Below are 26,494 nucleotides of genomic sequence, written 5' to 3'. Positions count from 1 at the left end.
CGCCCCGGCGGGGGGGGGGCCGGGGGTGTGGGGTGGGGGGTAACCTGTTTCCCCCCCCCACCCCCCCCCCACGACCGCGGACTGGCGGCCCCGGCCACCCGGCCGAGCAGGGCGCCCGCGGGGTGTGCCCGGTGGGCTGAAAGGCGCTTTCGTCTCATGCGGTGCAGCGAACGGGACTTTCGTCGCATCAGACGCCAGGATCGTCCCTTTCAGCACGCGCGCGGGGCGAACGTCGTCGGCCATCCGGGTGAGCGGGGTTCCCGGCCGGGTGATTGCGCGGGTGGGGTGGAGCCGTGCGGTTCCAGGTGCTCGGCCCGTTGGCGGCCTCCGTCCCGCTGCCGTCGGCGGCCCAGCCGCGGCGGCTGCTGGCCGTCCTGCTCGCCAGGGCCGGCCGGTTCGTCGGCCGCGACACGCTGATCGACGAGCTGTGGCCGGACGGTGCGCCGCCGAGTGCCGCGGCCGTCGTCCAGGTCACCGTGTCGAAGCTGCGCAAGACGCTCTCGCCCGGGCTCGGGGCCGCCGAGGCCGGGCAGCGGCTGCGGTCCGGGCCGCGGGGCTACGCGCTGACCGTCGAGCCGGGGGAGCTGGACGCCGACGACTTCCTGACGCTGCTGTCCGCCGGCGCCGACGACCGCGCCCAGCGGCGCCGGGCGCTCGACCGGGCACTGGCGTGCTGGCGCGGGGACGCGTTCGCCGACGTCGCGGGCGGCCCGCTGCTCGAAGCGCACAAGCTGTGGCTGGAGGACCGGCGCTCGGCGGCGCTGCTGCAGCTGGTCGAGCTGGAACTCGCCGACGGCGACGGCGGGTCGGTCGTGGAGCGGCTCGGCCCGGTCGTCGCGGCGCGCCCGGCCGACGAGCGGTTCGCCGCCCGGCTCGCGGACGCGCTCGGCGCGGTCGGCCGCCGCGAGGCGGCGCTGGAGGTGCTGCGCCGGACACGGCGGGCGCTCTGGGAGGAAGCGGGTGTCTGGCCGGGCGCGGACCTCGTCGCGGTGTACCGCCGGGTCGCCGGCACGGAGTGGACGACGCCGGGCCCGCCCGCCCAGCTGCCGCCCGCGGTGCCCGACTTCACCGGGCGCGCGGCCGAACTCGCCGTCGTCGGACGCGCGTTGCGCAGCCCGGCACCGGTGGTACTGCACGGCGCGGCGGGCGTCGGGAAGTCCGCGTTGGCCGTCCAGGCGGCGTGGCGGGCCCGTCGCCGGTTCCCCGACGGGCAGCTGACGGCTTCCCTGCGCGGCCGCGACGGGACACCCGCCGAGCCGGCGAGCGTGCTGACGGGATTCCTGCGCTCGCTCGGCGCAACGCCGCCGGAACTGGCCGACCGCGCCGGGCTGGCGGGGTTGTGGCGCAGCTACACCGCGGACCGGCGGCTCCTGGTGCTCCTCGAGGACGCCGCGTCGGAGGCCCAGGTGCGGGCTCTGCTGCCGAGCGGCCCCGGCTGCGCGACGCTGGTGACCACACGTCGGGAACTGCCCGGTCTCTGCGGCGCGCGCCCGGTTGCGGTGGGTCCACTGTCCACACAGGACGCCTGGGCGTTGCTGGCGGCGATCGCGGGGGAGCCGAGGCTGGCGGCGGAAGGTGAGGCGGCACACCAGGTTCTGGAGTACTGCGGCGGGCTCGCGCTGGCGGTCCGGATCGCCGGGGTGCGGCTCGCGGCCCGGCCGGACCGGCGTGTCGCGGACCTGGCGGCGCGGCTGGCCGACGACCGCCGCCGTCTCGACGAGCTGACGGCTGGGGAGCTGAGCGTGCGAGCGGTGGTGACGTCGGCGCTGCGGGAGAACCCGGCCGAGGTGCCGCTGCTGCGGTTGCTGGCGGCGTTCGACGGACCGGTCCCGGACTGGTGCGCCGCGGCATTGCTGGACCGGCCCGTGGCGGAGGCCCGCGACCGGCTCGACGCCTTGGCCACGGTCCAGCTGCTCGACGTCGCCGGGACGGGGTGGCTGGTGGCCCCGCTCGTCCGTCTCACCTTGGCCGAGCAGGCCGCTCAACCCGACCCGGTCGCGCTCCGCCGGGCCTGCGAAACCGCGCTGGCGCTGGCCGAACACGTCCGCGGCCGTCCCGCGTCCGATCTGCCCGTGCCCGACCCGGCGGTCCTGCGGCGGTTCGCCGCCGACCCCGCCGCGGAGACCGGCCACCTCGCCGCCGCCGTCCGGCTCGCGGGGGCCCGCGGCTGGCACGAACTGACCGAACGGCTCGCCGACGCCTGCACCGCATTGGCGGGCAGCCCGTGGCTCGGCCACACCGCCCGCGCCGTTTCCGTGCTGGGCCTGGCCGCCGCCCGGCGGCGTCACGATCCGCGGGCCGAAGCCGAAAAGCTGTACAACCTCGGTGCCGTGCACTGGCAGCACGGCCGGTGGCGGCCCGCGCGAACCTACTTCGGCATGGCCGAGCACCGCTTCCGGCGGCTGGCCGACCCGCGCCGCACCGGGGTCGTGCTGGCCGCGCTCGCCGACGTCCACCTCGACGGTGGCGACCCGCAGGCCGCCGAGGCCGAGCTGCGGGAAGCCCTCGACCTGCTGCGGCAGTGCGGGGACCGGCGCGGGCAGGCCGCCGTGGCCGCGCAGCTGGGCTCGCTCGCCGAGGACGTCGGCGACGTGCGGCGTGCCGTCGAGAGCTTCGAGGCCAGCATGCTGCTGGCCCGGGACTGCGACGACGGCCGCTGGCACGACCAGGCCGCGAAGCGCTACGCCGACGTCCTGCGCCGGCACGGAAGCTGCGACCGGGCGGCCGACCTGCTCACCGCCGCGCTCGGCGGCGCCGTCCGGACGCGGGAACGGCACTGGGAAGCCCACGTCCTGCGCAGCCTCGGCGACCTGCACACCGAGGCGGGCGAACCGGCCGACGGGGAACGGTGCCTGACGCGCTCGCTGGCGTTGTTCGAGCAGATCGGGCACCGGCACGCTGCCGCCTACACCCACCGCAGCCTCGGCGAAGCCCGCCGCCGCGCGGGCGATCCGGCAGGCGCGCGGCGGCACTTCCTGACCGCCATGGGCGTGTTCCGGGAGCTGCGTGACCGTCGCGGTGCCGGGTACGTCCTGCTCGGCCTCGGCCGGACCCGGGCGGCGGAGGGCGCCGCGCCGGACGCGGCCCGGCTGCTGCGCACCGCGGCGGACCTGTTCCGGGAACTGGGGTTCCCGCTGTGGGAGCTGCGGGCGCTGCGGGAGCTGAACGCCGTCAGCAGTGCTTCCCCGGCAGGCGACCGGGCTCGTGAAGTCCTGACGAAGATCAGGAGCTGACCCCGCCACCGCCGCCGGATCCGGCGGCGGTGTTTGGCGAAGTTATGGCCGTCCCGTTTTGGCTCACCGCCGTCGGAGCAACGCAGGCGAGGAGGCAAGGCATGCGGGGACAACGAATGCTCGCGCGGGTGGCACTGGGGCTGGCCGCTTCGGCCGCGACGGTGGTGTCCGCGACCATCGGCACCGCGTCGGCGAGTGTCGAGGTCACCAAGCTCACGCAGGCGCAGGCGGCGTCGCAGCTGTCGGCGGCCGGGGTGACCCACTCGTCCAGCGGCGGCTGCACGGACCGCTACAACTCGACGTGCACGTCGTACGAGCAGATCAACCAGAGCACGGTCAGCGGGGTGATCACGCTGAAGCGGGCGAGCGGCTGCGCCATCAACATCACCGGCGGCACGGAGACCGGGCACGCGTCCGGCACCTACAGCCACTGGAACGGCTACAAGGTCGACATTTCGCACAACAGCTGCATCGACGCCTACATCAAGAACAACTTCGGCTACATCGGCCTGCGCGGCGACGGTTACCCGCAGTGGAAGGCCGCCTCCGGCAACCTCTACTGCGACGAGGGAAACCACTGGGACATCACCTACTACACCTGCGGCTGCTGAGCCGGGGCCTGCCCGCTTCGAGGGCGGCGGGCAGGCCCCGGTTACCCGGTGCGACGGGCGGGTACCTCTCCGGGTGGAGGTGAAGAGATGACAACCCACAACGTTCCGGCCGCACGGCAGCGCAGCGTCGTGCTCGGCGTGGCGGCGGGCCTGGTCCTGCTGGCCGGTCTCTACCTCGTGCTCGCGCCCTGGGTCACCGGTTTCGGCGGCGCGGGCGTGCTCGCGCTGAGCAACACCCTCGTCGGCCTGGTCCTCGTCGCGCTGGCGATCGCCAGGGCCGCGACACGCCGGGTCCGGCTGCTCGGCTGGGTCATCCCGGTGCTGGGTGCCTGGGCGGCGGTTTCGCCGTGGCTGCTGGATCATCCGGGGGAGACGCCGCCGTCGGCGGCCGCGCTCACCGGCAACGTTGTCGCCGGCGCGGTGGTTCTGGTGGCCGGTGCCGCGGCGCTCGTCCGCCGCGACTGACCCGGGCACTTACGCAGCGGGAGAGAAGAGCTGACCGCCTCCTGATTCGTACCGTCGGGGCGCACCCGAGTCGGATCGGCACAAGGAGCGCGGATGACTCTCGCAGAATCGGCGCGGCCACAGGTGGCCGCACGCCCCGCGGATCCCCGCCGGTGGGCGGCGCTCGTCCTGCTCTGCACGGCCAACTTCATGGTCATCCTCGACGCACAGGCCGTCATCATGGGCGTCCCGGTGATCGCCGCCGATCTGGGGCTTTCGCCGGTCGAGGCGCAGTGGATCCTGTCCGGGAACCTGCTCACCTTCGGCGGGCTGCTGCTGCTCGGCGGCCGGGCCGCGGACCTGCTGGGCCGCCGCCGGGTGTTCATGCTCGGCACCGCGTTGTTCCTGGCGGTGTCGGTGCTGTCCGCGGTCGCCACCGCCGGTCCGCTGCTGCTCGTCGCCCGGACGCTGCACGGCGTTTCGGCCGCGCTGATGGCGCCGACCGCGCTGGCGATCCTCACCGACATGTTCCCCGAAGGCCGGGAACGGAACCGGGCGTTCGCCGCGTGGTCCGCGCTGGCCGCGATGGGCGCGACGATCGGGCTGCTGCTCGGCGGGGCGCTGCTCGGCTGGTTCGGGTGGCCGTCGCTGTTCTTCGTCAACGTGCCGGTCGCGGTCCTCATGCTGGTGCTGAGCCCGGTGCTGCTGCGGGAAAGCCGGGACGCCTCCGCGCAGCGCTCGCTCGGCGTCGCGGGCGCGGTTCTCAGCACGGCGTCGCTCGGCCTGCTCGTGTACCTGCTCGTCGAGGCGCCCACGCTGGGCTGGACCAGTTTCCCCGTCCTCGGGCTCGCCGTGGTCTTCGCGGCCCTGATCGGCGTGACGATCGCGGTCGACCGGCGGTCGGCGGCGCCGATGCTGCCCGCGCGGCTGTTCCGCTCGCCGATCGTGCTCGGCGGCAACCTGCTGACGGTGCTGATGGCGATGCTCGCCTACGGCATGTCCGTCGTGCTGTCGCAGTACTCCCTCGGCGTGCTCGGCTACACGCCGATCCGGTTCGGGCTCAGCCAGTCGGTGATGCCGATCGCGTGTGTCGCAGGCGCCTACGCGGCGCAGAAGGCGCTGGCCCGGATGACTGTCCGCCCGGTGGCCGTCGCGGCGTTCGTGCTGCTCGGGACCGGCAGCGCGCTGCTGATCGGCATCTCGCCCGGCGCCGGGTACCTGACGACGGTGCTGCCGGGGCTGGTGGTGTTCGGCCTCGGGCTCGGCATCGGCCCGGTGGTACTGGCGGCGGCGGCCCTGAACCGCGTGACCCCGGCCGACGCGGGCATCGCGTCGGGCATCAACGTGGCGGCGTTCCAGATCGGCGGCGCACTCGGGGTGGCGGTGGTGTCGACGATCATCGCGGCGAACATGGCGGCAACCCCCGGCCCGTCAGGCGCGCTCGCCGGATTCCACGCGGGCATGGCCGCCTGCACGGGATTCGGCGCGGCGGGCGTGGTGGTGGCGTTCGTGCTGTTGCGCCGGGCGCACCGCGGGACGCTGGCGGCTGTGCCGCGGATGCACTGAGCCGGTCCTGCTGCCCGGGCCGGTTCAGTTCGCGATCAGCAGCCAGTCGCCCGGCCCGCCGCCAGGCCGGTACGGGCTGTCGAGCCGTTTCGCGACGATGCCGGGCAGGCCGTACTGGCGGCTGGCCTCCGCGACCGCCTCGCCGCCGCCGCGGTAGTACGGCGGTAGCTGCCAGTGCCGGTCCTCGATGCCCAGGCCGTCGAGCAGCTCGCGGCGCTTCGTGTACGGCAGGTCGAGCGTCGGCCTGCCGTCGAGGTGCAGGACGTCCGAGGCGAAGAAGAAGACCGGGCAGCTCGTCTTGAGCCGTTTCGCGGTCGAGTCGTCGGCCCGGCGGCGCTCGTCGAGGCCTGCCGGGTACGGCTTGCCGTCCCGCACCACGACGACTTCGCCGTCCAGCAGCACCTCGATGGACCCGAGCTGCTCGCCCAGCTTGTGCAGCTCGGGGTAGCGGCCGGTGACGTCGGCGCCGGTGTCGTCGTGCGCGGTCACGCGCCCGCCGCAGACCAGCAGCATGGTGCGCAGGCCACCCCAGGCGAACTCGTAGGCCCAGTCGTCGTCATCGGCGGGCAGCTCGCCCGGCTCCGCCGTCATCGGCTCCAGGAACTCCGGCGAGTCCTGGTGGCCGTCGTCGGCCGGGTCGAGGCGGCGCAGTGTCCAGTCCTTGTCGTCGTCCGGGTTGTGCCGGTTGAGGAACAGGTACTTGCCGCGCGCCCGCGTGCCGTGGAAGACGACCTCGACCTTGTGGTCGTTCCAGTGCAGCGTTTCGTACTTCCCGGTGTCCCACACCGTCATCCGGCCGCCGCCGTATTCGCCCTTCGGGATTTCGCCTTCGAAGGTCAGGTACTCCATGGGGTGGTCTTCGGTGTGCACGGCGAGCCGGGTGACGCCGGGGGAGCGCGGCAGGCCCTTCGGCACCGCCCACGAAACGAGCACGCCGTCGCGCTCCAGCCGGAAATCCCAGTGCAGGCGGGTGGCGTGGTGTTCCTGGATGACGAAGAGGTCGTTCGCGCCCGGCTCGGGCGGGCCGTCCGGCCAGGGTTCGGGAGTGCGGTCGCGAGCACGCTTGCCGCGGTATTCCTCGAGTCTGTCGGCCATGGCCGCCCCGGTCCCCCTTCCGCTCGGGAGCTTCCAGGCTACCGGGTGCGGCCGCCGACGGGGCCGGGACGTCCTCAACGGCTCATTCACGTGCCGAATTGCCACTCACGACAAGCTGCGGCAGACCGCCTACCCGAGCTTCGGCGGGGGGGGGGGGGGGGGGGGGGCCCGGCCGGCCCCCCGCCCCCCGGCGGGGGCCCCCCCCCCCCACGCCGGTCAGCCCGTCAGTCCGTCTCCGCCATCGCTTCGGCGAACTGTGCCGCATACAGCCGGGCGTACGCGCCGCCGCTGTGCAGCAGCGTCTCGTGGTCGCCCTGCTCGACGATCCGGCCGTGTTCCATCACCAGGATCACGTCCGCGTCGCGGATCGTCGACAGGCGGTGGGCGATCACGAAACTCGTGCGGCCACTGCGCAGGGAGTTCATCGCCCGCTGGATCAGCACCTCCGTGCGCGTGTCGACCGAGCTGGTCGCCTCGTCCAGGATGAGGATCACCGGCTTGGCCAGGAACGCCCGCGCCACCGTGATCAGCTGCTTCTCGCCCGCGCTGACCGTGCCGCCTTCGTCGTCGAGGACCGTCTCGTACCCGTCCGGGAGCGTCCGCACGAAGCGGTCCACGTGCGTCGCCTTCGCCGCTTCGACGATCTCCTCGCGGCTCGGGTTGTCCGCGCCGTAGGCGATGTTCTCCGCGATCGTGCCGCCGAACAGCCACGCGTCCTGCAGCACCATGCCCGTCTGGTCGCGCAGCTCCTCGCGGTTCATCTTCGCGATGTCGACGCCGTCGAGCGTGATCTTCCCGCTGTCCAGCTCGTAGAACCGCATCAGCAGGTTGACCAGCGTCGTCTTGCCCGCGCCAGTCGGGCCGACGATCGCCACCGTCTGGCCGGGTTCCACGGTCAGCGACAGGTTCTCGATCAGCGGCTTGTCCGGCAGGTAGCGGAACGACACGTCGTGGAACTCGACGCGCCCGCGCACCGGGGACGGCCGCTGCGGCGTGGCGGGCTCCGGCTCCTGCTCTTCGGCGTCCAGCAGCGCGAACACCCGTTCCGCCGAAGCGACGCCGGACTGCAGCAGGTTCGCCATGCTGGCGATCTGCGTGACCGGCTGGCTGAACTGGCGCGAGTACTGGATGAACGCCTGCACCTCGCCGAGGGTCAGGTTGCCCGACGCGACGCGCAGCGCGCCGATCACCGCCACCAGCACGTAGCTGAGGTTGCCGATGAACATCATCGCCGGCTGGATCATCCCGGAGATGAACTGCGCCCGGAAGCTCGCCTGGTACAGGGTTTCGTTCTGCTTGTCGAAGATCGCCGCCGACTCCTCGCGGCGGCCGAACACCTTCACCAGCGAGTGCCCGGTGTACATCTCCTCGACGTGGGCGTTGAGCTTGCCGGTCGTCGACCACTGCTTGATGAAGTTCGGCTGCGCCCGCTTCCCGATCTTCGCCGCGATGATCGCCGACGCCGGCACCGTCAGCAGCGCGATCAGCGCCAGCAGCGGCGAAATCAGCAGCATCATGATCAGCACGCCGACGACGGTCAGCAGCGACGAGACGATCTGCGACAGCGTCTGCTGCAGCGACTGCGCCAGGTTGTCGATGTCGTTGGTGACGCGGGAAAGCACCTCGCCGCGCGGCTGGCGGTCGAAGTACTTCAGCGGCAGCCGCGCGAACTTGGCTTCGACCTCCTCGCGCAGCCGGTACACCGCCTGCTGCACCAGCGTCGTCGTCAGCCGCGCCTGGATCAGCCCGAAGAACGACGAGATGACGAACAGCGCCATCACCAGCAGCAGGATCTGCCCGACCTTGTGGAAGTCGATGCCGACGCCGGGCACGAGGTCGACGCGGCTGTAGATGTCGGCGAGCGTGCTTTCGCCGCGGGCACGCAGCCCGGCGACGATCTGCTCCTTCGTGACGCCCGGCGGCACCTGCTTGCCGAGCACGCCGGCGAGGATGGCGTCGGTGGCCTGGCCGAGGATCTTCGGCCCGATCACGGTCAGCGCGACGCTGGCCGCGCCGAGCACGAGGACCCCGATCAGCGCGGCCCGCTGGGGTCTGAGCAGCTGCAGCAGCCGCTTCAGGGAACCCTTGAAGTCGAGGGCCTTCTCCGGCGGCGCGCCGCCGCCCATGAACCGGGCGGCGGGCCCGGCGGCCGCGGCCCCGGTGTTGCGGTGCCGCTGGGCGGTCGGCCGTTCTCCCGCGTCGGTGACGGCGGCCTTCGGCGATTCCGTGGTGCTCATGCCGCCTCCTGCTCGGTCAGCTGGGACAGCACGATCTCCCGGTAGGTTTCGTTGCCGTCGAACAGTTCGTGGTGGGTGCCGGTGCCGACGACGCGGCCCTCGTCGAGGACGATGATGCGGTCGGCGTTGCGGATGGTGCTGACCCGCTGGGCCACGATGACCACCGTCGCGTCCTTCGTCTCCGCCACCAGCGCGCGGCGCAGCGCCGCGTCGGTCGCGTAGTCCAGTGCCGAGAACGAGTCGTCGAACAGGTAGATCTCCGGCTTGTGCACCAGCATCCGGGCGATCGCGAGCCGTTGCCGCTGGCCGCCCGAGACGTTCGTGCCGCCTTGGGCGATCGGCGCGTTCAGCCCTTCGGGCATCGCCTCGACGAAGTCCTTGCCCTGCGCCACTTCCAGCGCGTGCCAGAGCTCTTCGTCGGTGGCGTCCGGATTGCCGTACCGCAGGTTGCTCGCCACCGTGCCGGCGAACAGGTACGGCTTCTGCGGCACCAGCCCGACCGCGCGGGCGAGCACCGCCGGGTCGAGGTCGCGGACGTCGACGCCGTCGACCTTCACCGTGCCTGCGGTGGCGTCCATCAGCCGGGGGATGAGGTTGAGCAGCGTGGTCTTCCCGGTGCCCGTCGACCCGATCACCGCCGTGGTCTCGCCCGGCCGCCCGACCAGCGAAATGTCGCACAGCACCGGCTTTTCCGCGCCGGGGTAGCGGAACTCCACACCGGACAGTTCCAGGTGGCCGTGTACCGCGCCGGGCCGGACCGGGGTCACCGGCGGGCGGACGCTCGACGGCGTGTCGAGCACCTCGCTGATCCGCTCGGCGCTGACCTCCGCGCGCGGCACCATCATGAACATGAACGTGGCCATCATGACGGCCATCAGGATCTGCAGCAGGTAGGACAGGAACGCCGTCATGGCCCCGATCTGCATGCTGCCGGAGTCGATGCGCTGCCCGCCGAACCACAGCACCGCGACGCTGGAGGCGTTCATGACCAGCATCACGATCGGGAACATCAGCGCCATCAGCCGCCCGACCCGCAGCGACACGGTGAGCAGCTGGTCGTTGGCGACGTCGAAGCGTTCCCGTTCGTGCTTGTCGCGCACGAAGGCCCGGATGACGCGGATGCCCATGATCTGCTCGCGCAGGATCTGGTTGATCCGGTCGATGCGCTCCTGCATCAGCCGGAACGCGGGGCGCATCTTCGCGATGATCGTGCCGACCGCGACCGCCAGCACCGGCACGATGACCAGCAGCAGCGACGACAGCGGCACGTCGAGGTTCAGCGCCAGGATGATCCCGCCGACGCACATGATCGGTGCCGACACCATCAGCGTCAGCGTCATCAGGACCAGCATCTGGACCTGCTGGACGTCGTTGGTGGTGCGGGTGATCAGCGACGGCGTGCCGAACTGCCCGACCTCGCGGGCCGAGAAGTCCTGCACGCGGTGGAAGACGCCGGCGCGGATGTCCCGGCCGATCGCCATCGCCGTGCGGGCGCCGAAGTACACCGCGCCGATCGAGCCGGCGATCTGGGCCAGCGTGACGGCGAGCATCACCGCGCCGACCCGCAGGATGTAGTCCATGTCGCCCTTGATCAGGCCGTTGTCGACGATGTCGGCGTTCAGCGTCGGCAGGTAGAGCATGGCGATCGTCTGGACCAGCTGCAGGCCGACGATCACCCACAGCGTGCCCGAGTACGGGCGCAGGTGGCTGCGCAGGAGCTTGACTAGCACAACGGTTCCCCCAGTGTGGTGGTGGTCGGTTCGGGTTTCGGTACACCGCCGGTCAGGGTGGGCATCCCGGTGGCCAGCTCGTCGAGCAGCCGCTCCAGGGTCGGCAGGAGCAGCTCGCCTTCGGTCGTGAACCAGTTGAAGAAGGCGACGCGGACGGCACTTTCCACCGAGGCTGCCATCAGCCGGCACAGCAGGTGGTCCACACCGCCCACCCGTTTCGCGATCGTCTCGGCCAGGACCTGCTCGACCGCCGCGTGGGACCGCAGGAACTCCCCACGCAGCGCGAGCTGGCCCATCAGCTCCCGGATACGCGCAACATACGCCCGATCCGGCTCGCCCTCACGCGAATATTGGGTCAGCACGGCCTGCTTGACGGACTCCCAGAGCGGCTCGCCCTCCGGCCGGGCCAGCAGCGCCTCGCGCATCCCCTCGTGCCGGTCCTCGACGAAGGAGCAGACCGCCTGCTCCTTGCTGGAGAAGTAGTTGTTGAACGTGCGCGGGGAGACGCCGACCTCGTTGGCGATGTCCTCCACCCGCACGTTCTCCAGCCCGCGCTCCAGGGTGAGCCGCAGCGCGGCCTGCCCGAGTGCCCGGCGGGCTTCCCGCTTCTTCCGCTCGCGCAGCGTCAGCTTCGGTGGTTCTTCCGGCGGCATGGGCGCAGTCTAGCCAGAAAGTTGCGTGCCACGCAAAAAAGTGCCTCCCACGCAAGTTTGTCCGAGCTTGCCGTGTCCGCCTGTCACCCGATCGGACGAATGTGGCGCTCCGCGAGCACGGTGGGAGAAATACCTGGCAGGGGTCCCGATCGGACTGTCGCCCGGGGACGATTCGGGCTACCGTAGTTACGTAGCGTGAAGGCGGACTCCGGAGGGACGTGGCATGCGGGCGATGTGGAAGGGCTCGGTGTCGTTCGGGCTGGTGAGCATCCCGATCCAGATGTACGCGGCCACCGAGAACAAGAACGTCTCCCTCCGCCAGGTCCACGAGGCCGACGGCGGCCGCATCCAGTACAAGCGGTTCTGCACCCTCGACGGCCAGGAAGTGCCGTACGCCGAGATCGCCAAGGGCTACGAGCTGCCCGACGGCGAGATGGTCGTGCTCACCGACGCCGAGATGGCCGAGCTGCCGCTGCCCACCCAGCGCACGATCGACGTGCTGGAGTTCGTGCCGCTGGAGTCGATCGACCCCATCCAGTACGACCGCACCTACTACCTGGAGCCGCAGAAGAACGCGGTGAAGCCGTACGTCGTGCTGCGGGACGCGCTGCACAAGTCGAGCCAGGTCGCGGTCGCCAAGGTGGCGGTCCGGCAGCGGGAGAGCATGGCGGTGCTGCGGGTGCACGCCGACGTGCTGGTGATGACGACGATGCTGTGGCCGGACGAGGTCCGCGAGCCCGACTTCCCGTTCCTGCGCGACGACCCGCCGCAGATCCGGCCGCAGGAGCTGTCCATGGCCGGTTCGCTGATCGAGTCGCTGGCCGAGCCGGTGTTCGAGCCGGAGAAGTACCACGACCACTACCGCGAGGCCCTCGAGGAGATGATCGAGGCCAAGGTGGCGGGGGAGCAGACGACCAAGCCGGCGGCGGTCACCGCCAAGGCCGAGGTGGTCGACCTGATGGCGGCGCTGCAGGCCAGCGTCGACGCGGCGAAGAAGTCGCGGCAGTCCGCCGCGTCCTCTTCGGACGCCTCTGGCGGGTCCGGGGAGTCCGATGAGGACGCCAAGCCGGCGGCCGCGAAGAAGAAGCCCGCGGCCCGGAAGCGGGCACCCAAGTCCGCCTGAGCGAATCTGCCGCGGCTGGTCGTGGGTGGTAATTCGCGGTCTAACCCGAATTACCACACACGACCGGCGGGGTCACGGACGGGTGACTGTGCCGACACGCCGCCGCCGTGCCGCGATCCGCTGCTTTCCGGTGGTACCAAGGAGGGCACGATCGCGGAAAGGTGGCCCGGTCATGGAGTGCTCGTCGTGCGACGCGCGGATCGATCACTGCCACGGCACGCTCGTGGTGCACCCGGAAGGCGGATTCGCCGAGTGCACCGATCCGTCCTGCCGGGACGGTGACCGCGTGCGGCATGCCCTGATCGTCGACTGCCAGGCGCTCGGCGGCGGCTGCGCCTGCGCCGCCTTGCCGGGAAAGGCCTTGCTGCGTCAGGTTTCCTGAGCCTCCCGCCAGGATGCGTGCGGGTCTTCCTGCCGGGTTTCCCTGCCCGGCGGGAAGGCCTGCACGGTGCCCGGACGGCGTCAAGCGTGTAACACGATCGTGTATGCAGCCGTGTACACCGGCTTGGCAGTGTGCTAACAATAACGGGGTCCTTCGGCTCTCCCTCCCCCTCGGAGCCGGAGGACCCTTACTTTTCCCGCCCCGGGTGCGCGATCGCCATTTCCGCCCGGTGGCGTGTTTCTTTCCGGCGACGCGCCGGAATTCCGGGAATTTCCGGCGCTATTCGCCGCAGACGGCCGAACGGCCTGGCGCCACCGGCATTGCTGCCGGCGCGCCAGGCCGTCGCGGAGTCTTCGGGATCAGTACCAGTGCGCCCGGCCACCGATCCGGCGGCCCGTGCCGCCCAGGATGGCCAGTGCCACGCCGGCCACCGCAAGAATGATGCCGATGGTGTACAGCACCGGGATGCCCACGATGAACCCGATGACGAGGAGAATCACACCGAGAATGATCACTTGACACACTCCTTCGCATGAGACCCGGCCCGGCTCCGTGCCGGCCGGGCGGATGCGCTCTCGTCCGGAGGATGGCCAGTTTCCCGATAAACCAAACTACGGCGAATGGAGCAACCTTGGATCGATACCGATGCGATCGGGGTCAGTACCGGTAGTGATCGAGCTTGTACGGCCCTTCGACGTCGACGCCGATGTACTCGGCCTGCGCCTTCGTCAGCTTGGTGAGTTTCACACCGAGGGCGTCGAGGTGCAGCCGGGCCACCTTCTCGTCCAGGTGCTTGGGCAGGCGGTGGACATCGGTGGCGTACTCGCCGGGCTTGGTGAACAGCTCGATCTGCGCGATCGCCTGGTTGGTGAACGAGTTCGACATGACGAACGACGGGTGCCCGGTCGCGTTGCCCAGGTTCATCAGGCGGCCCTCGGACAGCACGATGATCGCGTGGCCGTCCGGGAACGTCCATTCGTGCACCTGCGGCTTGATCTCCTTCTTCACCACGCCGGGCAGCTTCGCCAGGCCGGCCATGTCGATCTCGTTGTCGAAGTGCCCGACGTTGGCGACGATCGCGTTGTGCTTCATGCGGCTCATCTGGTCCGCGGAGATGATGCCGAAGTTCCCGGTGGTGGTGATGAAGATGTCGGCGGTCGCGACGACGTCGTCCAGCTCCACCACGTCGAGGCCGTCCATGGCCGCCTGCAGCGCGCAGATCGGGTCGATCTCGGTGACCGCGACCCGGGCGCCCTGGCCGCGCAGCGCCTCCACCGCGCCCTTGCCGACGTCGCCGTAGCCGCACACGACGACGCGCTTGCCGCCGATCATCACGTCGGTGGCCCGGTTCAGGCCGTCCACAAGGGAGTGCCGGATGCCGTACTTGTTGTCGAACTTGGACTTCGTCACGGAGTCGTTGACGTTCATCGCGGGGAACAGCAGCTCGCCGTCCTTGGCCAGCTTGTAGAGCCGCTTGACGCCGTTGGTGGTCTCCTCGGTGACCCCGCGGATCTCCTTGGCCATGCGGGTGAAGCGGCTGCCGTCGGCGGCGAGGCTCGCGCGCAGCGTTTCGAGGACGATCCGGTACTCCTCGGAGTCCTCTTCGGACGGTTGCGGCACCGCGCCCGCCGCCTCGAACTCGGCTCCCTTGTGGACGAGCAGGGTGGCGTCGCCGCCGTCGTCGAGGATCATGTTCGGCGCCTCGCCGCCGGGGAAGCTGAAGAGCCGGTCGGTGCACCACCAGTACTCCTCGAGCGTCTCGCCCTTCCAGGCGAACACGGAGGTGCCCGCCGGGGCGTCGACGGTGCCCTCCGGGCCGACGACGACCGCCGCGGCGGCCTCGTCCTGGGTGGAGAAGATGTTGCAGGACACCCAGCGCACCTGGGCGCCGAGCGCGACCAGGGTTTCGATGAGCACGGCGGTCTGCACGGTCATGTGCAGCGACCCGGCGATGCGGGCACCCTTCAGCGGCTGCGCGGCGGCGTATTCGCGGCGGATCGCCATCAGGCCGGGCATCTCGTGCTCGGCCAGCCGCAGCTGGGTGCGGCCGGCGTCGGCGAGGGAAAGATCGGCGACGGCGAAGTCGAGGCCGTTGCGCGTCTGCAGTTTGTCGCTCATGGTTCGGGCTCTTTCTCTACGGCCGGTTGCGGTAGTGCGCGGGAGGCCGCAAAGCCCTGGCAGGGCAGCAAAAAAGGACACCTCCCTCGCAGGAGGCGCCCTTGGTTCGTGATCGCGCGGGCCGAGCGTGGCGGAAATCGTTTCCGTCGCAGCGCCTCTCGGCCCGGCGACCAGGATGGCAAAGCCGCCGCGAAGCTGTCAAGCGAGCGAACGGGCCATGAGGACGTCGTCGACGTCGGCGCCGCCGATGCGGAATTCCCCGCGCAGCACGCCTTCCACGACGAAACCGCAGCGCTCGTAGACCCGCCGGGCGGCGGTGTTGTGACCGAGCACGCGCAGCGTCACCTTGCGCGCGCCGCGCTGCCGGGCTTCGGCCACGGCGGCGTCGACGAGCTGCCGCGCGATGCCCTGCCCCTGCCGGTCCGGGGCGACCGCGAGCCCGCCGAGCACCAGCACGTGCCGATGGGCCGGGATGCCGAACCCCTCGTCGAGCCGGACGTACCCGGCGACCACGCCGTCGTGCTCGGCGACGAGGACGTTCTCCGGCCGCGTGCCGTCGTCGAAGAACGGCGTGCCGGGCGGCGGCGCGGGTGCCGGGGACACGGCCGGGGTCCAGGTGCGCTCGTCGATTTCGGCGAGCACGGCGTCGTCGCCGGCGCGGGCGGTCCTGATCGTGATCACCGGGGCATCCTGGCCGAACCGCAGGTGGCGCGCGAGGGGATTTCAGAGCAGGTGCGCGCGCCGCCAGATCGCCTCGGACCGGCCGCCGATGAGATCGGCGTCGCGGAGGAACGGCACGATCTTCTCCGCCATCCACCGGCGCGTTTCGTGGAAGTGCGGGTTCGCCAGCGCCGCGGCGCGGCCGGCCCGCGGGTCGATCCCGACGCTGCGGTAGATCCGCGGGTCGACCATGGCGTCGACGACGCCGTAGGCGACCAGTGCTGTGCGCACGCGGTGGCGCCGCAGCGCCGCCTTCGACAGCTTCGGCGTCTCCCGCAGCACCTCTTCCTTCGCGAACCGGACGTGCCGCGCCTCCTCGACGACGTGGATGCGGTTGACCGAGCGGATCAGCGGCTGGATGCTGTCGTCGTCCATCATCGACCGCTGCAGCCGGTCGGTGGTCTCCTCGGCGACCAGCACGCTGGCGAACATCGACGGCCCGGAGGCGGTCGCGCCGAACACCTTCGCCGCGCGGTGCACGACCTTCGGGACGCCGTAGCGCGGGACGCCCAGCCGCTCGGCGGTGCGGGCGAACATCACCGAGTGCCGCGTCTCGTCGCCGATCTCGGTGAGCGCGTACTGCGCGTGCTCGGTGCGGGCGTCGAGGTCGAAGACGTACCGGGCGAGCAGGTGCATCAGGACGATCTCGAACCACAGGCCGACGCTCATGATGCTGGCGATCTCGTGCTTGGACAGCTCGATCCGCTGCTCCGGGGTCAGCTTCGCCCACAGGTCCGTGCCGTAGAGGGAAACGCGTTCCAGCGGCATGTACGCCTTGCCTTCGGCGAGCGGCGCGTCCCAGTCGACGTCGACGTACGGGTCGTAGGAGTTCTTCGCGGAGCTCTTGAGCAGGCGAGCCGCGGTGACGTCCTGGTCCTGGACGCTCATGGAACCCTCCGGCAAGTAGGGGGTACACGGTGTACTACTTACATCCGGCAGCGTAACACCGGTGCGCGGCCGGTGAGTAGGCTTTCGCCGTGACCAAGGTCGACGGGCGGGCGGCGCGCTGGGCGGGCCAGCAGGAACGGCGGCGCGCGGAGTTCGTCGACGCGGCGCTGGCGGCCATCGCCGAGCACGGCCCGGACGTCTCGACCGAGCAGATCGCCGAGCGCGCCGGCGTCGCCCGCACCCGCCTGTACCGGCACTTCGACGGCGCGGCCGACCTCCGGCGGGCGATCGCCGAGCGGGCCGCCGAGCTGGTGACGGCCGAGCTGGCGCCGCTGTGGCACCCGGAGGGGTCCCCGAACGAGATGATCGCGACGGTGATCTCGACCCACCTGCGCTGGCTGACCGAGCACGCGGCCCTGCACCGCTACCTGGCCCGCGGCGTCCCGGACGGCCCCGACCTGCGCGGCGCGATCGCCCGCCACCTGAGCAGGCTGTTCACCGGCTACCTGACGGCGTTCGGCCTGGACCCGGCCCCGGCCGACACGATGGCGTTCGGCCTGGTCGGCTACGTCGAGTCGGCGACGACCCGCTGGCTCGACCACCCGGGCGCGCTCAGCCGCGCCCAGCTGACCGGCCAGCTGACCGGGACGATCTGGGCGATGCTGGACCACACGCTGCGCGCGGGCGGGGTCGAGCTGGACCCGGACCGCCCGCTGCCGCTGCCGGACGGCCTCGGCTGACCCAGCTCCGGGTGTCGTGAGTGCGTAACAGTGTTAGAAACACAGTAAACCCAAAACACCAAACCCCGGAGACCACCGGCCGCGGCGGGGGTGGGTGTGTGTGTTTAATTTTTAAACTCCGGTGAACCCCCCACACGACAAGCCGCGGCAGACCACCCCAGTGGTCAGGACTCTTGGTCCTCCCGCGGGAACTCCGCGCGCACCCCCAGCAGCCGGACCGCCCGGGTCAGCTCGAACATGCCGAGTACCTCGTGGGCGGCGCGGTCGATCTCGGCGGCGTCCGACGTCGGTTCGGGCAGGGTGATGCTGTGCGTGTGGGTCAGGAACGGCACGAACCGCACCTTGACCGCCACCCTGGCCGCCGGGCGGCCTTCCTCCGCCACGTCCTTGGCGACGCGCTTCGCCAGCGCCGAGAGTTCCGCCGCCAGCTCCGCCGGGTCGGTGAGGTCGCGCTGGAAGGTCGTCTCGCGGCTGCGGGAACGGGCCACGTACGGGGTCGCGCTGACGTCGGCGTCGCTGATGCCGCCGCCGAGCAGGCGCAGCCAGGGGCCCGCCTTCGGGCCGAAGCGCGCGGCCAGCTCCTCCGCGTCCGCGCCCGCCAGGTCCAGGACCGTGCGGATGCCCAGCTCGGCCAGCTTCTTCGTGGTCTTGCCGCCGATGCCCCACAGCGCGTCCGGCGGGCGGGCGGCCATGACCTCCCACCAGTTCTCCTGGGTCAGCCGGAAGATCCCGCCCGGCTTGCCGAAGCCGGTGGCCAGCTTGGCCCGCAGCTTGTTGTCCCCGATCCCGACCGCGCAGGACAACCCCGTCCTCTCCGCGATCGCCGCGCGGATCGCGGCGGCCAGCGCCTCCGGATCGCCGGTCTCGGCGCCGACGAACGCCTCGTCCCAGCCCAGCACCTCCACCACGACCGGGAACTCCCGCACGACCGCCATCACCCGGGCCGACACCTCGAGGTAGGCGTCCGGGTCGCTGGGCAGGAACACCGCATCCGGGCAGCGCTTGGCCGCGATCCGCAGCGGCATGCCCGAGCGGATGCCGAACTCGCGGGCTTCGTAGGACGCGGTCGCGACGACGGCACGCTCGGCCGGGTCGCCGTTGCCGCCGACCACGACGGGCCGGCCCGCCAGCTCCGGGTGTCGGGCGATCTCGACCGCGGCGATGAACTGGTCGAGATCGACGTGCAGGACCCATTTCACAGGGCCCAGTCTCGCGTCAGATCCGGTGCCGCGCCACGTGCGTCCAGACGGTGCCGGTCAGGGCGATGATCCCGCACAGCGTGACGCCGGGATCGGGCACGACCAGCCCGGTGACCAGCAGGGTCACGGCGATGACGTCGAAGACGACCAGGAAGACGCCGCGGAGCGCGCGCGACCTCGGCCGCCTGCCGTCGCGCAGCGCGGCGGCCAGGTCCGGGTCGCTGAGCTCGAGACTGCGCTCGATCTTCTCCAGCTCGGTGCGATCGTGGTGACTGAGCATCGGGCACTCCTTCGGCGCCGGACGCGCCGTATCGCCAGAGCGAATACCCAATCGTCCTCCCGGCGAACCGCCGAACGTCTTCTGATTTCGTGCTTTTTGCTGCTCCGACCGGGTGATCTGCGCTCGGTGACCGCTTCCGGGCACGTTATGTTGCCCGGGAACGTGGCCGGGGACGGTCCCGGACGAGGAGGGGGACGCCCGCCCGGGCGGCCGTTGGGGGCTGGGGAATGGCCACGACATCCTTTCCGTGCCGGGCCGGTGCCGGTCAGCCCGCTCGAGCACCGGAGGACTCGATGACCCTGCCCACCGAACCGATCGGCAGCATCCCGCGCCCCGCCTACCTCGTCGACGGCCTCGGCGAGTTCGCCGCGGGCCGGATCGACGCCGCCGCGCTCGCCGAGCTGGAAAGCCGGGCGCTGGCCGACACGATCCGCCGGTTCGAGGAGACCGGGTCCCCGGTGCTGACCGACGGCGAGCAGGGCAAGCCCAGCTTCGCGACGTACCCGCTGGCCGGGCTCGCGGCGCTGGCGCCCGACGGCGTCGTCATCCCGTTCGCCGACGGGCACACCCGGCAGCTGCCGCGGCTGACCGCGGGCCCGTTCCGGTACGCCACGCACGCGGACGCCTACCTGACGCGGGCGAAGGCACTCACCGCGAGGCCGGTGAAGCAGGCGGTGATCGCGGCGTCCGCGCTGTCGCTGATCTACCCGGCCGACGGCATCGACGGGTACCCGCAGGAGCAGTTCGTCGCGGACCTGGTGAACGAGGCCGAGGCCGACATCCGCGGCGCGCTGGAGGCGGGCGCCGACAGCGTGCAGATCGACTTCACCGAGGGACGGCTCTCGCTCAAGCTCGACCCGTCCGGTGGGCTGCTGCGCCAGTTCGTCGACCTCAACAACGCCGTCCTCGACCGGTTCACGGCCGAGGAGCGCGCGAAGATCGGCGTCCACACCTGCCCTGGCGGCGACCAGGACTCGGTGCACAGCCTCGACGTCGACTACGCGGGCCTGCTGCCGTCGCTGTTCGACCTGCGGGCGGGCCGCTTCTTCGTCCAGCTGGCCAGCGAAGCCGATCCCGAGCGCGCCCTGCGCGTGATCGCCGACAACGTCAAGGCGGACCAGCGGGTCTTCGTCGGCGTCACCGACCCGATCGACCCGCGGGTGGAGACCCCGGAGGAGGTCCGCGACCGGGTGCTCACCGCGGCGAAGTACCTGCCCGCCGACCGGCTCGGCACGTGCGACGACTGCGGGTTCTCGCCGTTCGCCGACGACACGTCGACGTCGCGGGACATCGCGTTCGCGAAGATCAAGGCCCGCGTCGAAGGCACCCGCCTGGCGTCCGAAGCACTCGGCTGACGGGCTTCACGCGGTCTCGGCGGCGACCTTCAGGCCGAGTGCGACGAGCACGCTGCCCAGCACGGCGTCGAGCCCGCGGCGGACCCGGCCGTCCCGGAAGAACTTCTTCAGCGTCCCGACGACGACGGCCAGGGTGACGAACCACAGCAGGGTGCCCGCGGTGGCGATCACGGCCAGTTCGAGGGTCTGCAGGGCCGAGCCGCCGGCGGGCAGGAACTGGGGGAGCAGGGCCAGCAGGTAGACCGCGACCTTCGGGTTGAGGAGGTTCGTGAACACCCCCTGCCGGAAGGCGGCCCCGGGCTCGAGCCGGTGGCCCGGGGCCGCCTCGCCGAGGTCGCGGTATTCGCCGCGGCGCACGGCCAGCCAGGCCCGGACGCCGAGGAAGACGAGATAGCCCGCCCCGGCCAGCTTGACGACGGTGAAGGCGACGGCGGAGGCGGTGAGCACGGCGGCCACGCCGAGCGCGATGGCGACCACCCAGGCGAACACCCCGAGCGCGATCCCGGCCCCGGCGGCGATCCCGGCCGCCCGGCCCCCGGTGAGCGAGGACCGCGTGACGACGACGAAGTCCGGCCCGGGCGACATCGCCCCGAGCACGACGACCAGCAGAAACGAAGCAGCGGTGGCGGCGGGCAGCATGTCCCGAGAATAGGAGGCTGGCACCACCGGTTTTCCCGTCCGGCCCTGGCGATGCCCGGGTGTGATGCCTCCGCAGACACGCGTGATTCCCGTGCCGACACGCGTGATTCCCCGGACGACACGCGTGATTCCCGGGACGACACGGCGCGGGGTGGGTGGGTTCCGGCGTGTCGTCCCTCTGATCACGGGGGTCGTCGCTTCCCGCACACTTCGCCGCTGCGGATGTTCGAATTTGAACGGGTGTAGGGTCGATCTTGTGGGTGAATCCAGGGGGGCCGGCATGACCGCTGAAGTACGGACGCGGGTGCGTATCCCGCTGCGGCTCGACGGCGGTGTCGCGGTCGACGCCGAGGTCGTCACCTTCCGTGGCCTGGCCGACGGCGGTGAGCATCTGGCGTTCGTGCTCGGCACGCCCGGGGAGGTCCCGCTGGTGCGGCCGCACTCGGAGTGCCTGACCGGGGACGTCTTCGGGTCGGCGCGCTGCGACTGCGGGCCGCAGCTGGCCGAGGCCGTCGCGAGGATCGGCGAGACCGGCGGATACCTGCTCTACCTGCGGCAGGAGGGGCGGGGAATCGGGCTGTACAACAAGCTCGACGCGTACGCCCTCCAGGACGGCGGCCTCGACACTTACGCCGCGAACGCCGCACTCGGCCTGCCCGAGGACGGCCGCGACTACACGGTCGCCGCGCAGATGCTCGGCGCGCTGGGCGTGGACCGGGTCGACCTGCTGTCGAACAACCCGGACAAGGCCGCCCAGCTGCGCGCGGCCGGGATCGCGGTGCGCGAGCAGGTGCCGACCGGGGTGTTCGCGACCGACAGCAACGTCCGGTACCTGCGGGCCAAGGCCGAGCAGACCGGGCACACGCTCACCCTGCCCGGCATCGCCAGCTGACCCGCTCCCGCAGCTCGGGAGCTAGCCTGGCCTGGCGGGGTCCGGATGCACCCAATGTGGCGTCCAGCGCACCCAACGCCACATTGGGTGCGTTCCCACCCGGCCGACGGCGGGCCCGGCCACTGCAGCATCCGGGTGGGCTGAACGTCCCTTTCGTCTCGTCTGGCGCAGCGAAAGGGACTTTCGTCGCCTCAGACGCCGGGAAAGCGCCTTTCAGCCCGCGCCGGATCGGGGCCGGTGGCGAGGGCGTTCCGGTACTCGCGGCCCAGGGAGTCGACGGCCGCCGGGTCGGGCAGTGGCTCGATCACCGCCATCGGCCGGTGCAGTGCGCGGAACCGGGCCGCCCGGGGACCCGGCGTCCGCAGGCGGCAGCACCGAGCCGGATGTCCTCTTCGGACCGGGGCCACCGTGCCCGTGGGCAGGGTCAACGTCCATGACCAGTCCGAACCCATGGCTTTCCCCTCAGGTGAGGCGCTGGGCCGCCGCCGCGGCCGGGCCGGTCGTGAGCTTCTCCAGGAGTCCGATGAGGACAGTCCGCTCGGCGGGCGTCAGCGACGCCGCCCAGGCCTGCTCGCGTGTGTTGTGTTCCTGGTACGCCTCGGCCACCGCCGTGTGGCCTGCCTCCGTCAGGGCCAGCTCGACCGCCCGGCGGTCGTGGGGTACCTGGGTGCGGGTCACCAGGCCGTCCCGCTCCAGGGTCTTGACCAGTGCCGACACCGCCGCCCGGCTCATTCCGGCGAGCCGGGCGACGTGGCGGGATTCCAGCGGGCCCGCCAGCCACAGCACGAACAGCACCCGGAAGCCGCTCCAGCTCCAGCCGCGTGGCCGGTGGACCGTCGACTCCCAGTCGTAGACCAGCGCGCCGGCCAGCCGGTGCAGGGTCAGGCCGAGGCGCATCGCCACCGGGTCGGTCGCGGGCAGCTCGGCCTGCGTCTTCCCGATCGCGTAGTCGACGAACGAGAGGTAGTCGAGGTCGGCCGGTCGGTCCGTCATGCGGCCCAGGTTAGGCGAGACGAGGGTTCCCCGTGACGGCCCGGCGGGCTAGCCTGGCCGTCGAGATAGTCAAGCCTTTGACGATCAAGGGAGCTCGCCGTGACGAAGAAAGCCTTCGCCTCCTCGGCCGACCTGGCGGAGAAGGCACAGACCCTCGAAGTGCTCGCGGACGGCGTGTACGCGCTGACCGCCGAAGGCGACCCGAACATCGGCGCCGTCGAGGGCGAGGACTTCCTCGTCTGCTTCGAAGCGCTCGCCACGCCGGTCGCGGCCGCCGAGTGGCTCGCGAAACTGCGGCAGCACACCGGCAAGCCCGTGCGTTACCTCGTGCTCAGCCACTACCACGCCGTGCGCGTGCTCGGCGCCTCCGCCTTCGGCGCCGACGTCATCGTCGCCCACGAGAACACCCGGGCGCTGATCGCCGAACGCGGCAAGGAGGACTGGGAAAGCGAGTTCGGCCGGATGCCGCGGCTGGCGAAGGGTGCCGAATCGGTGCCCGGCCTGACCTGGCCGACGCTGACCTTCTCCGACCGGCTCACCATCGACCTCGGCGGCGACCGCGGCGACCTCGTGCTGCAGTACTGCGGACGCGGCCACACCGAGGGCGACCTGGTCGCCTGGCTGCCCCGGCACAAGATCCTCTACGCCGGCGACCTCGTCGAAGCCGAAGCCGCGCTGTACACCGGCGACGCCTTCCACCGCGAGTGGGCTTCGTCCACTTTGGACCGCGTGGCCGCCTTCGGGGCCGAGGTGCTCGTCGGCGGCCGCGGCGGGGTCAGCCGGGGCCGCGAGCGGGTCGACGCCGCCATCGCGCAGACCCGGCACTTCCTGACCACGATGATCCGCGAGGTCGGTGCCGTGCACGACGCAGGCGGCACGCTGAAGGAGGCCTTCGAGCGCACGCACGCCGCGCTGGCGGACCGGTACGGGCACTGGCCGATCTTCGAGCACTGCCTGCCCTTCGACGTCTCCCGCCTGTGGGACGAGCTGTCCGGCATCGAGCGGCCGGTGGTCTGGACCGCCGACCGCGACCGCGAAGTCTGGGACCAGCTCCAGGGATGACCGTCGCCGTCCTCGGCAGCGGCCCGGTCGGGCAGACGGCCGCGCTGCTGCTCGCGCAGCGGGGCGTGCCGGTGATCCTCGTCGACGAGCACGAGCGGCGGCAGCCCGTCGGCTCCAAGGCCATCTGCCACCAGCGGGACACCCTCGACGTCTGGGCGTCCCTCGGCGCCGGCTGCCTCGCCGGGGAAGGCCTGACCTGGACGACCGCGCGGACCTTCCACCGCGACCGGGAACTGTTCGCCGTCCGGCTGCCCGACGCGGGATCCGCGCTGCCGCCGTTCGTCAACCTGTCCCAGTCCCGCGTCGAGCAGGTCCTGGACGAGCTGATCGCGCGGCAGCCGCTGATCGACGTCCGCCGCGGGCACCGGATCACCGGGCTGACCCAGCCGGGCTGCGTCGAGATCGCCTGCGTCACCAGGGACGGGCCGCGCCTGATCGAGGCCGACTACGCCGTCGCCTGCACCGGCGCGCACGGCGACGTCGTGCGGCGGGCCGTGGGGGAGCGGCTGGACGGCGTCTCCTTCGACGACCTGTTCCTCATCTGCGACATCCGGGCCGACCTCCCCGGGTGGGCGGCCGAGCGGCGCTTCTACTTCGACCCGCCGTGGAACCCCGGCCGCCAGGTGCTGATCCACCCGTGTCCCGGCTCGCAGTTCCGGATCGACTGGCAGGTGCCCGACGGCTACGACCTCGCCGCCGAGGAGACCGGCGGCGCGCTCGGCCGCCGGATCCGGGCCATCGTCGGGGACCGGCCGTACGAGGTCGTCTGGCGGTCGGTCTACCGCTTCCACACCCGGCTGGTCCGCCGGATGCGGGCCGGGCGCGTGCTGCTCGCCGGCGACTGCGCGCATCTGGTGGCGCCGTTCGGGGCGCGGGGGCTGAACTCCGGGGTGGCGGACGCGGAGAACGCGGCGTGGAAGCTGGCGAGCGTGCTGCGCGGCGAAGCCGGGGACGCGCTGCTGGACAGCTACCACGCCGAGCGGCACGCGGCCGCGGTGGAGAACGCCGAGGTGACGACGGCGACGATGGAGTTCCTGGTGCCGCAGGACGACCGGCAGCGGCGGCATCGCGCCGAGGTGCTGGCCCGCGCCGCCGACGACCCGGCCGCGCACGCGCAGGTCGACTCCGGGCGGCTCGCCGAGCCGTTCTGGTACACCGATTCCCCGCTGACCACGCCGGATCCGAGCCGCCCGTTCCCCGGACGGCCGCCGCGGGGCACGCTCCCGCCGCCGGGGCCGGGCATTCTCCTGCCGGACGTGACCGTGCCCGCCGGACGGCTGCGCGGCCTGGCCCGGCAGGGGTTTCTGCTGCTGACGACGCCGGGCGTGGCGCTGCCTGCCGGGTTGCGGGCGGTGGAGATTCCCGTCGGTGGTGCGCTGGGGGCGCGGCCGGGGGAGGTGTGGCTGGTCCGGCCGGACGCCTATGTTGCCGCGGTGTTGTCCGAGCCGTCGACGGCTGAAGTGCTGGGAGCGCTGGGCCGGGCGTCAGGGTGCCGGTGAGGTTTCAGTGTCCATCGTGGACGGTCGTGGAGCCGCGGACGACCAGTGACGTCGGCAGGATCGTGGGTCCCTCCGGCGGCGCCGCGCCGCCCAGCCGGGCGAGCAGCTGCTGCGCGGCCGCCGCGCCCATGTCGCGCAGCGGGCGGCGGATCGTGGTCAGCGGTGGCTGGGTGTGCGCCGCCAGCGGGATGTCGTCGAAGCCGACGACGGCGACGTCGCCGGGTACCGACCGGCCGGTGGCGTGCAGCGCCGCCAGCACGCCGGCCGCGGTGAGGTCGTCGTGGGCGAAGACCGCGTCGAACGCCGGGCCCGAGGCGAGCAGCTGGCGGATCGCCGCCTCCCCGCTTTCGCTCGTCCACTCGCCTTCGATGATCAGCCGCGGGTCGAGGGTCAGGCCCGCCGCGCGCACGGCGTCGTTGAAGCCGTTGAGCCGATCCGCGGTGCAGCCCGCGGCGCGGGGACCGGTGACCGTCGCGAGCCGGGTGCGGCCGGTGCCCAGCAGGTGCCGGGCCGCGGCCGCGCCGCCCTGCCGGTTGTCCGCGCCCACCGATGGGAACGCCGGATGTCGGACGCGGTCGCCGACGAGGACCACCGGCAGCCCGGAGTCGTGCAGCACCCGCAGGTGCCGCAGCGCATCCGGCGGCTCGACCAGCAGCAGGCCGTCGAACGCCTTGGCCGACACCCGGCGGGAGAACTCGTCGAGGGCGGCCGCGCCGCGGTGGGCGGTGGACAGCAGCAGGCCGTACCCCTTCGACTCGACGACGTCGGCGGCGCCCTGCAGCAGCTCACCCAGCCACGGCGGGGTCAGCCCCGGCACGAGCATCCCGACCGTGCGCGTGACCCCGCGCGCCAGCCCGACCGCGCCGGCACTGGGGATGTAGCCGGTCGCGGCGATCACCTCGCGCACCCGGACGGCGGTCGCCGCGTCGACGTCGGCCTTGTTGTTGAGCACTCTCGACACGGTCGTCTTGCTCACCCGGGCCCGGCGGGCGACCTCGGCGATCGTGACGCGCATCCGTCCTCCCGGCGCAGCGG

At 72.0% G+C, this 26,494-nt stretch carries 25 protein-coding genes and 1 riboswitch; of the genes, 11 read left to right on the top strand and 14 right to left on the bottom strand.

Annotated elements, in window-relative coordinates:
- Window positions 1-293: 293 nt before the first annotated feature.
- The 4 genes from ABJI51_RS34225 (at window position 294) to ABJI51_RS34210 (ending at window position 5,854) form a co-directional block, all read left to right on the top strand.
- Entirely contained in the window at window positions 294-3,233 is a 2,940-nt protein-coding gene (locus tag ABJI51_RS34225; RefSeq protein ID WP_348955231.1) for an AfsR/SARP family transcriptional regulator, read from the top strand.
- Window positions 3,234-3,334: 101 nt separating this feature from the next.
- Window positions 3,335-3,844 (top strand): hypothetical protein, encoded by a 510-nt coding sequence (locus ABJI51_RS34220; protein WP_348955230.1) that lies wholly within the window; start codon window positions 3,335-3,337, stop codon window positions 3,842-3,844.
- An 87-nt stretch (window positions 3,845-3,931) separates the two neighbouring features.
- Window positions 3,932-4,309, top strand: coding sequence for an SPW repeat protein (locus tag ABJI51_RS34215; RefSeq protein WP_348955229.1), 378 nt, complete (start codon window positions 3,932-3,934; stop codon window positions 4,307-4,309).
- A gap of 93 nt (window positions 4,310-4,402) precedes the next feature.
- The gene (locus tag ABJI51_RS34210; RefSeq protein WP_348955228.1) at window positions 4,403-5,854 is read left to right on the top strand and encodes an MFS transporter; all 1,452 of its coding nucleotides are present in this window, start codon (window positions 4,403-4,405) and stop codon (window positions 5,852-5,854) included.
- A 24-nt stretch (window positions 5,855-5,878) separates the two neighbouring features.
- Here the strand turns inward: ABJI51_RS34210 and ABJI51_RS34205 are convergent, their stop codons facing one another.
- The 4 genes from ABJI51_RS34205 to ABJI51_RS34190 form a co-directional block, all read right to left on the bottom strand.
- Window positions 5,879-6,949, bottom strand: coding sequence for a DNA polymerase ligase N-terminal domain-containing protein (locus tag ABJI51_RS34205; RefSeq protein WP_348955227.1), 1,071 nt, complete (start codon window positions 6,947-6,949; stop codon window positions 5,879-5,881).
- 224 nt (window positions 6,950-7,173) lie between these two features.
- A complete protein-coding gene (locus tag ABJI51_RS34200; protein WP_348955226.1) occupies window positions 7,174-9,186 on the bottom strand; it encodes an ABC transporter ATP-binding protein in 2,013 nt (670 codons plus the stop codon).
- Entirely contained in the window at window positions 9,183-10,916 is a 1,734-nt protein-coding gene (locus ABJI51_RS34195) for an ABC transporter ATP-binding protein (RefSeq protein WP_348955225.1), read from the bottom strand. The genes ABJI51_RS34200 and ABJI51_RS34195 overlap by 4 nt, the downstream gene beginning before the upstream one ends.
- Window positions 10,910-11,569: a TetR/AcrR family transcriptional regulator gene (locus tag ABJI51_RS34190; RefSeq protein ID WP_348955224.1), complete on the bottom strand. Its 660-nt coding sequence runs from the start codon at window positions 11,567-11,569 to the stop codon at window positions 10,910-10,912. Before ABJI51_RS34190 ends, ABJI51_RS34195 begins: the two co-directional genes overlap by 7 nt.
- A gap of 223 nt (window positions 11,570-11,792) precedes the next feature.
- Here ABJI51_RS34190 and ku point away from each other — a divergent pair, with 223 nt between their 5' ends.
- Together ku and ABJI51_RS34180 are read left to right on the top strand one after the other, a co-directional pair.
- Window positions 11,793-12,692 carry a non-homologous end joining protein Ku gene (gene ku, locus ABJI51_RS34185; RefSeq protein WP_348955223.1) on the top strand — a complete coding sequence of 300 codons (900 nt, stop codon included), beginning with the start codon at window positions 11,793-11,795 and terminating at the stop codon, window positions 12,690-12,692.
- Window positions 12,693-12,864: 172 nt separating this feature from the next.
- The gene (locus ABJI51_RS34180) at window positions 12,865-13,074 is read left to right on the top strand and encodes a hypothetical protein (protein ID WP_348955222.1); all 210 of its coding nucleotides are present in this window, start codon (window positions 12,865-12,867) and stop codon (window positions 13,072-13,074) included.
- 359 nt (window positions 13,075-13,433) lie between these two features.
- On the opposite strand, the gene ABJI51_RS34175 is transcribed toward ABJI51_RS34180, so the two are convergent.
- The 4 genes from ABJI51_RS34175 to ABJI51_RS34160 all read right to left on the bottom strand — a co-directional run bounded on the left by ABJI51_RS34175 (window position 13,434) and on the right by ABJI51_RS34160 (window position 16,800).
- A complete protein-coding gene (locus ABJI51_RS34175; RefSeq protein WP_004559113.1) occupies window positions 13,434-13,589 on the bottom strand; it encodes a hypothetical protein in 156 nt (51 codons plus the stop codon).
- A 142-nt stretch (window positions 13,590-13,731) separates the two neighbouring features.
- Complete coding sequence (ahcY, locus tag ABJI51_RS34170; RefSeq protein ID WP_348955221.1) at window positions 13,732-15,192, bottom strand: adenosylhomocysteinase; 1,461 nt, start codon at window positions 15,190-15,192, stop codon at window positions 13,732-13,734.
- A gap of 86 nt (window positions 15,193-15,278) precedes the next feature.
- A riboswitch (S-adenosyl-L-homocysteine riboswitch) is annotated at window positions 15,279-15,358 on the bottom strand.
- A 32-nt stretch (window positions 15,359-15,390) separates the two neighbouring features.
- Window positions 15,391-15,873, bottom strand: coding sequence for a GNAT family N-acetyltransferase (locus ABJI51_RS34165; protein WP_348955220.1), 483 nt, complete (start codon window positions 15,871-15,873; stop codon window positions 15,391-15,393).
- Between the two features lie 42 nt (window positions 15,874-15,915).
- Window positions 15,916-16,800 carry an AurF N-oxygenase family protein gene (locus ABJI51_RS34160; RefSeq protein WP_348955219.1) on the bottom strand — a complete coding sequence of 295 codons (885 nt, stop codon included), beginning with the start codon at window positions 16,798-16,800 and terminating at the stop codon, window positions 15,916-15,918.
- Between the two features lie 89 nt (window positions 16,801-16,889).
- Here ABJI51_RS34160 and ABJI51_RS34155 point away from each other — a divergent pair, with 89 nt between their 5' ends.
- A complete protein-coding gene (locus tag ABJI51_RS34155) occupies window positions 16,890-17,540 on the top strand; it encodes a TetR/AcrR family transcriptional regulator (protein WP_348955218.1) in 651 nt (216 codons plus the stop codon).
- Window positions 17,541-17,704: 164 nt separating this feature from the next.
- Here the strand turns inward: ABJI51_RS34155 and ABJI51_RS34150 are convergent, their stop codons facing one another.
- Both ABJI51_RS34150 and ABJI51_RS34145 read right to left on the bottom strand, forming a co-directional pair.
- The gene (locus tag ABJI51_RS34150) at window positions 17,705-18,739 is read right to left on the bottom strand and encodes a DNA polymerase IV (protein WP_348955217.1); all 1,035 of its coding nucleotides are present in this window, start codon (window positions 18,737-18,739) and stop codon (window positions 17,705-17,707) included.
- A 16-nt stretch (window positions 18,740-18,755) separates the two neighbouring features.
- Window positions 18,756-19,019, bottom strand: a complete 264-nt coding sequence (locus ABJI51_RS34145) for a DUF3040 domain-containing protein (protein ID WP_348955216.1) — start codon at window positions 19,017-19,019, stop codon at window positions 18,756-18,758.
- Window positions 19,020-19,312: 293 nt separating this feature from the next.
- Here ABJI51_RS34145 and ABJI51_RS34140 point away from each other — a divergent pair, with 293 nt between their 5' ends.
- Complete coding sequence (locus ABJI51_RS34140; RefSeq protein ID WP_348955215.1) at window positions 19,313-20,374, top strand: cobalamin-independent methionine synthase II family protein; 1,062 nt, start codon at window positions 19,313-19,315, stop codon at window positions 20,372-20,374.
- Between the two features lie 6 nt (window positions 20,375-20,380).
- Here the strand turns inward: ABJI51_RS34140 and ABJI51_RS34135 are convergent, their stop codons facing one another.
- Complete coding sequence (locus tag ABJI51_RS34135; RefSeq protein WP_348955214.1) at window positions 20,381-21,013, bottom strand: LysE family translocator; 633 nt, start codon at window positions 21,011-21,013, stop codon at window positions 20,381-20,383.
- Window positions 21,014-21,293: 280 nt separating this feature from the next.
- Here ABJI51_RS34135 and ABJI51_RS34130 point away from each other — a divergent pair, with 280 nt between their 5' ends.
- Window positions 21,294-21,905 carry a GTP cyclohydrolase II gene (locus ABJI51_RS34130; protein ID WP_348955213.1) on the top strand — a complete coding sequence of 204 codons (612 nt, stop codon included), beginning with the start codon at window positions 21,294-21,296 and terminating at the stop codon, window positions 21,903-21,905.
- 191 nt (window positions 21,906-22,096) lie between these two features.
- Here ABJI51_RS34130 and ABJI51_RS34125 read toward each other — a convergent pair whose 3' ends face one another.
- On the bottom strand, window positions 22,097-22,357 hold the full coding sequence (locus tag ABJI51_RS34125; protein ID WP_348955212.1) for a hypothetical protein: 261 nt from the start codon (window positions 22,355-22,357) through the stop codon (window positions 22,097-22,099).
- Between the two features lie 10 nt (window positions 22,358-22,367).
- Entirely contained in the window at window positions 22,368-22,898 is a 531-nt protein-coding gene (locus ABJI51_RS34120; RefSeq protein WP_348955211.1) for a MarR family winged helix-turn-helix transcriptional regulator, read from the bottom strand.
- Between the two features lie 99 nt (window positions 22,899-22,997).
- On the opposite strand from ABJI51_RS34120, the gene ABJI51_RS34115 reads away from it, so the two are divergent.
- Together ABJI51_RS34115 and ABJI51_RS34110 are read left to right on the top strand one after the other, a co-directional pair.
- Complete coding sequence (locus tag ABJI51_RS34115; RefSeq protein WP_348955210.1) at window positions 22,998-23,960, top strand: MBL fold metallo-hydrolase; 963 nt, start codon at window positions 22,998-23,000, stop codon at window positions 23,958-23,960.
- On the top strand, window positions 23,957-25,459 hold the full coding sequence (locus ABJI51_RS34110; protein ID WP_348955209.1) for an FAD-dependent monooxygenase: 1,503 nt from the start codon (window positions 23,957-23,959) through the stop codon (window positions 25,457-25,459). The genes ABJI51_RS34115 and ABJI51_RS34110 overlap by 4 nt, the downstream gene beginning before the upstream one ends.
- 4 nt (window positions 25,460-25,463) lie before the next feature.
- Here ABJI51_RS34110 and ABJI51_RS34105 read toward each other — a convergent pair whose 3' ends face one another.
- On the bottom strand, window positions 25,464-26,474 hold the full coding sequence (locus ABJI51_RS34105; RefSeq protein WP_348955208.1) for a LacI family DNA-binding transcriptional regulator: 1,011 nt from the start codon (window positions 26,472-26,474) through the stop codon (window positions 25,464-25,466).
- Window positions 26,475-26,494 lie beyond the last annotated feature (20 nt).

This window comes from Amycolatopsis melonis, from assembly GCF_040064235.1.
Taxonomy (GTDB): Bacteria; Actinomycetota; Actinomycetes; order Mycobacteriales; family Pseudonocardiaceae; genus Amycolatopsis; species Amycolatopsis melonis.
The sequence above is the reverse complement of the archived record's forward strand: the minus strand, read 5'-3'. Positions and strand labels throughout refer to the sequence as shown.

What these genes read in the sequence shown, in the direction of transcription:
- ABJI51_RS34220 (WP_348955230.1), top strand. Translation starts at nt 3,335, where the DNA reads ATGCGGGGACAACGAATGCTCGCGCGGGTGGCACTGGGGCTGGCCGCT.
- ABJI51_RS34215 (WP_348955229.1), top strand. Translation starts at nt 3,932, where the DNA reads ATGACAACCCACAACGTTCCGGCCGCACGGCAGCGCAGCGTCGTGCTC.
- ABJI51_RS34210 (WP_348955228.1), top strand. Translation starts at nt 4,403, where the DNA reads ATGACTCTCGCAGAATCGGCGCGGCCACAGGTGGCCGCACGCCCCGCG.
- ABJI51_RS34205 (WP_348955227.1), bottom strand. Translation starts at nt 6,949, where the DNA reads ATGGCCGACAGACTCGAGGAATACCGCGGCAAGCGTGCTCGCGACCGC.
- ABJI51_RS34200 (WP_348955226.1), bottom strand. Translation starts at nt 9,186, where the DNA reads ATGAGCACCACGGAATCGCCGAAGGCCGCCGTCACCGACGCGGGAGAA.
- ABJI51_RS34190 (WP_348955224.1), bottom strand. Translation starts at nt 11,569, where the DNA reads ATGCCGCCGGAAGAACCACCGAAGCTGACGCTGCGCGAGCGGAAGAAG.
- ku (WP_348955223.1), top strand. Translation starts at nt 11,793, where the DNA reads ATGCGGGCGATGTGGAAGGGCTCGGTGTCGTTCGGGCTGGTGAGCATC.
- ABJI51_RS34180 (WP_348955222.1), top strand. Translation starts at nt 12,865, where the DNA reads ATGGAGTGCTCGTCGTGCGACGCGCGGATCGATCACTGCCACGGCACG.
- ahcY (WP_348955221.1), bottom strand. Translation starts at nt 15,192, where the DNA reads ATGAGCGACAAACTGCAGACGCGCAACGGCCTCGACTTCGCCGTCGCC.
- ABJI51_RS34160 (WP_348955219.1), bottom strand. Translation starts at nt 16,800, where the DNA reads ATGAGCGTCCAGGACCAGGACGTCACCGCGGCTCGCCTGCTCAAGAGC.
- ABJI51_RS34145 (WP_348955216.1), bottom strand. Translation starts at nt 19,019, where the DNA reads ATGCTCAGTCACCACGATCGCACCGAGCTGGAGAAGATCGAGCGCAGT.
- ABJI51_RS34140 (WP_348955215.1), top strand. Translation starts at nt 19,313, where the DNA reads ATGACCCTGCCCACCGAACCGATCGGCAGCATCCCGCGCCCCGCCTAC.
- ABJI51_RS34135 (WP_348955214.1), bottom strand. Translation starts at nt 21,013, where the DNA reads ATGCTGCCCGCCGCCACCGCTGCTTCGTTTCTGCTGGTCGTCGTGCTC.
- ABJI51_RS34130 (WP_348955213.1), top strand. Translation starts at nt 21,294, where the DNA reads ATGACCGCTGAAGTACGGACGCGGGTGCGTATCCCGCTGCGGCTCGAC.
- ABJI51_RS34125 (WP_348955212.1), bottom strand. Translation starts at nt 22,357, where the DNA reads ATGGGTTCGGACTGGTCATGGACGTTGACCCTGCCCACGGGCACGGTG.
- ABJI51_RS34120 (WP_348955211.1), bottom strand. Translation starts at nt 22,898, where the DNA reads ATGACGGACCGACCGGCCGACCTCGACTACCTCTCGTTCGTCGACTAC.
- ABJI51_RS34110 (WP_348955209.1), top strand. Translation starts at nt 23,957, where the DNA reads ATGACCGTCGCCGTCCTCGGCAGCGGCCCGGTCGGGCAGACGGCCGCG.
- ABJI51_RS34105 (WP_348955208.1), bottom strand. Translation starts at nt 26,474, where the DNA reads ATGCGCGTCACGATCGCCGAGGTCGCCCGCCGGGCCCGGGTGAGCAAG.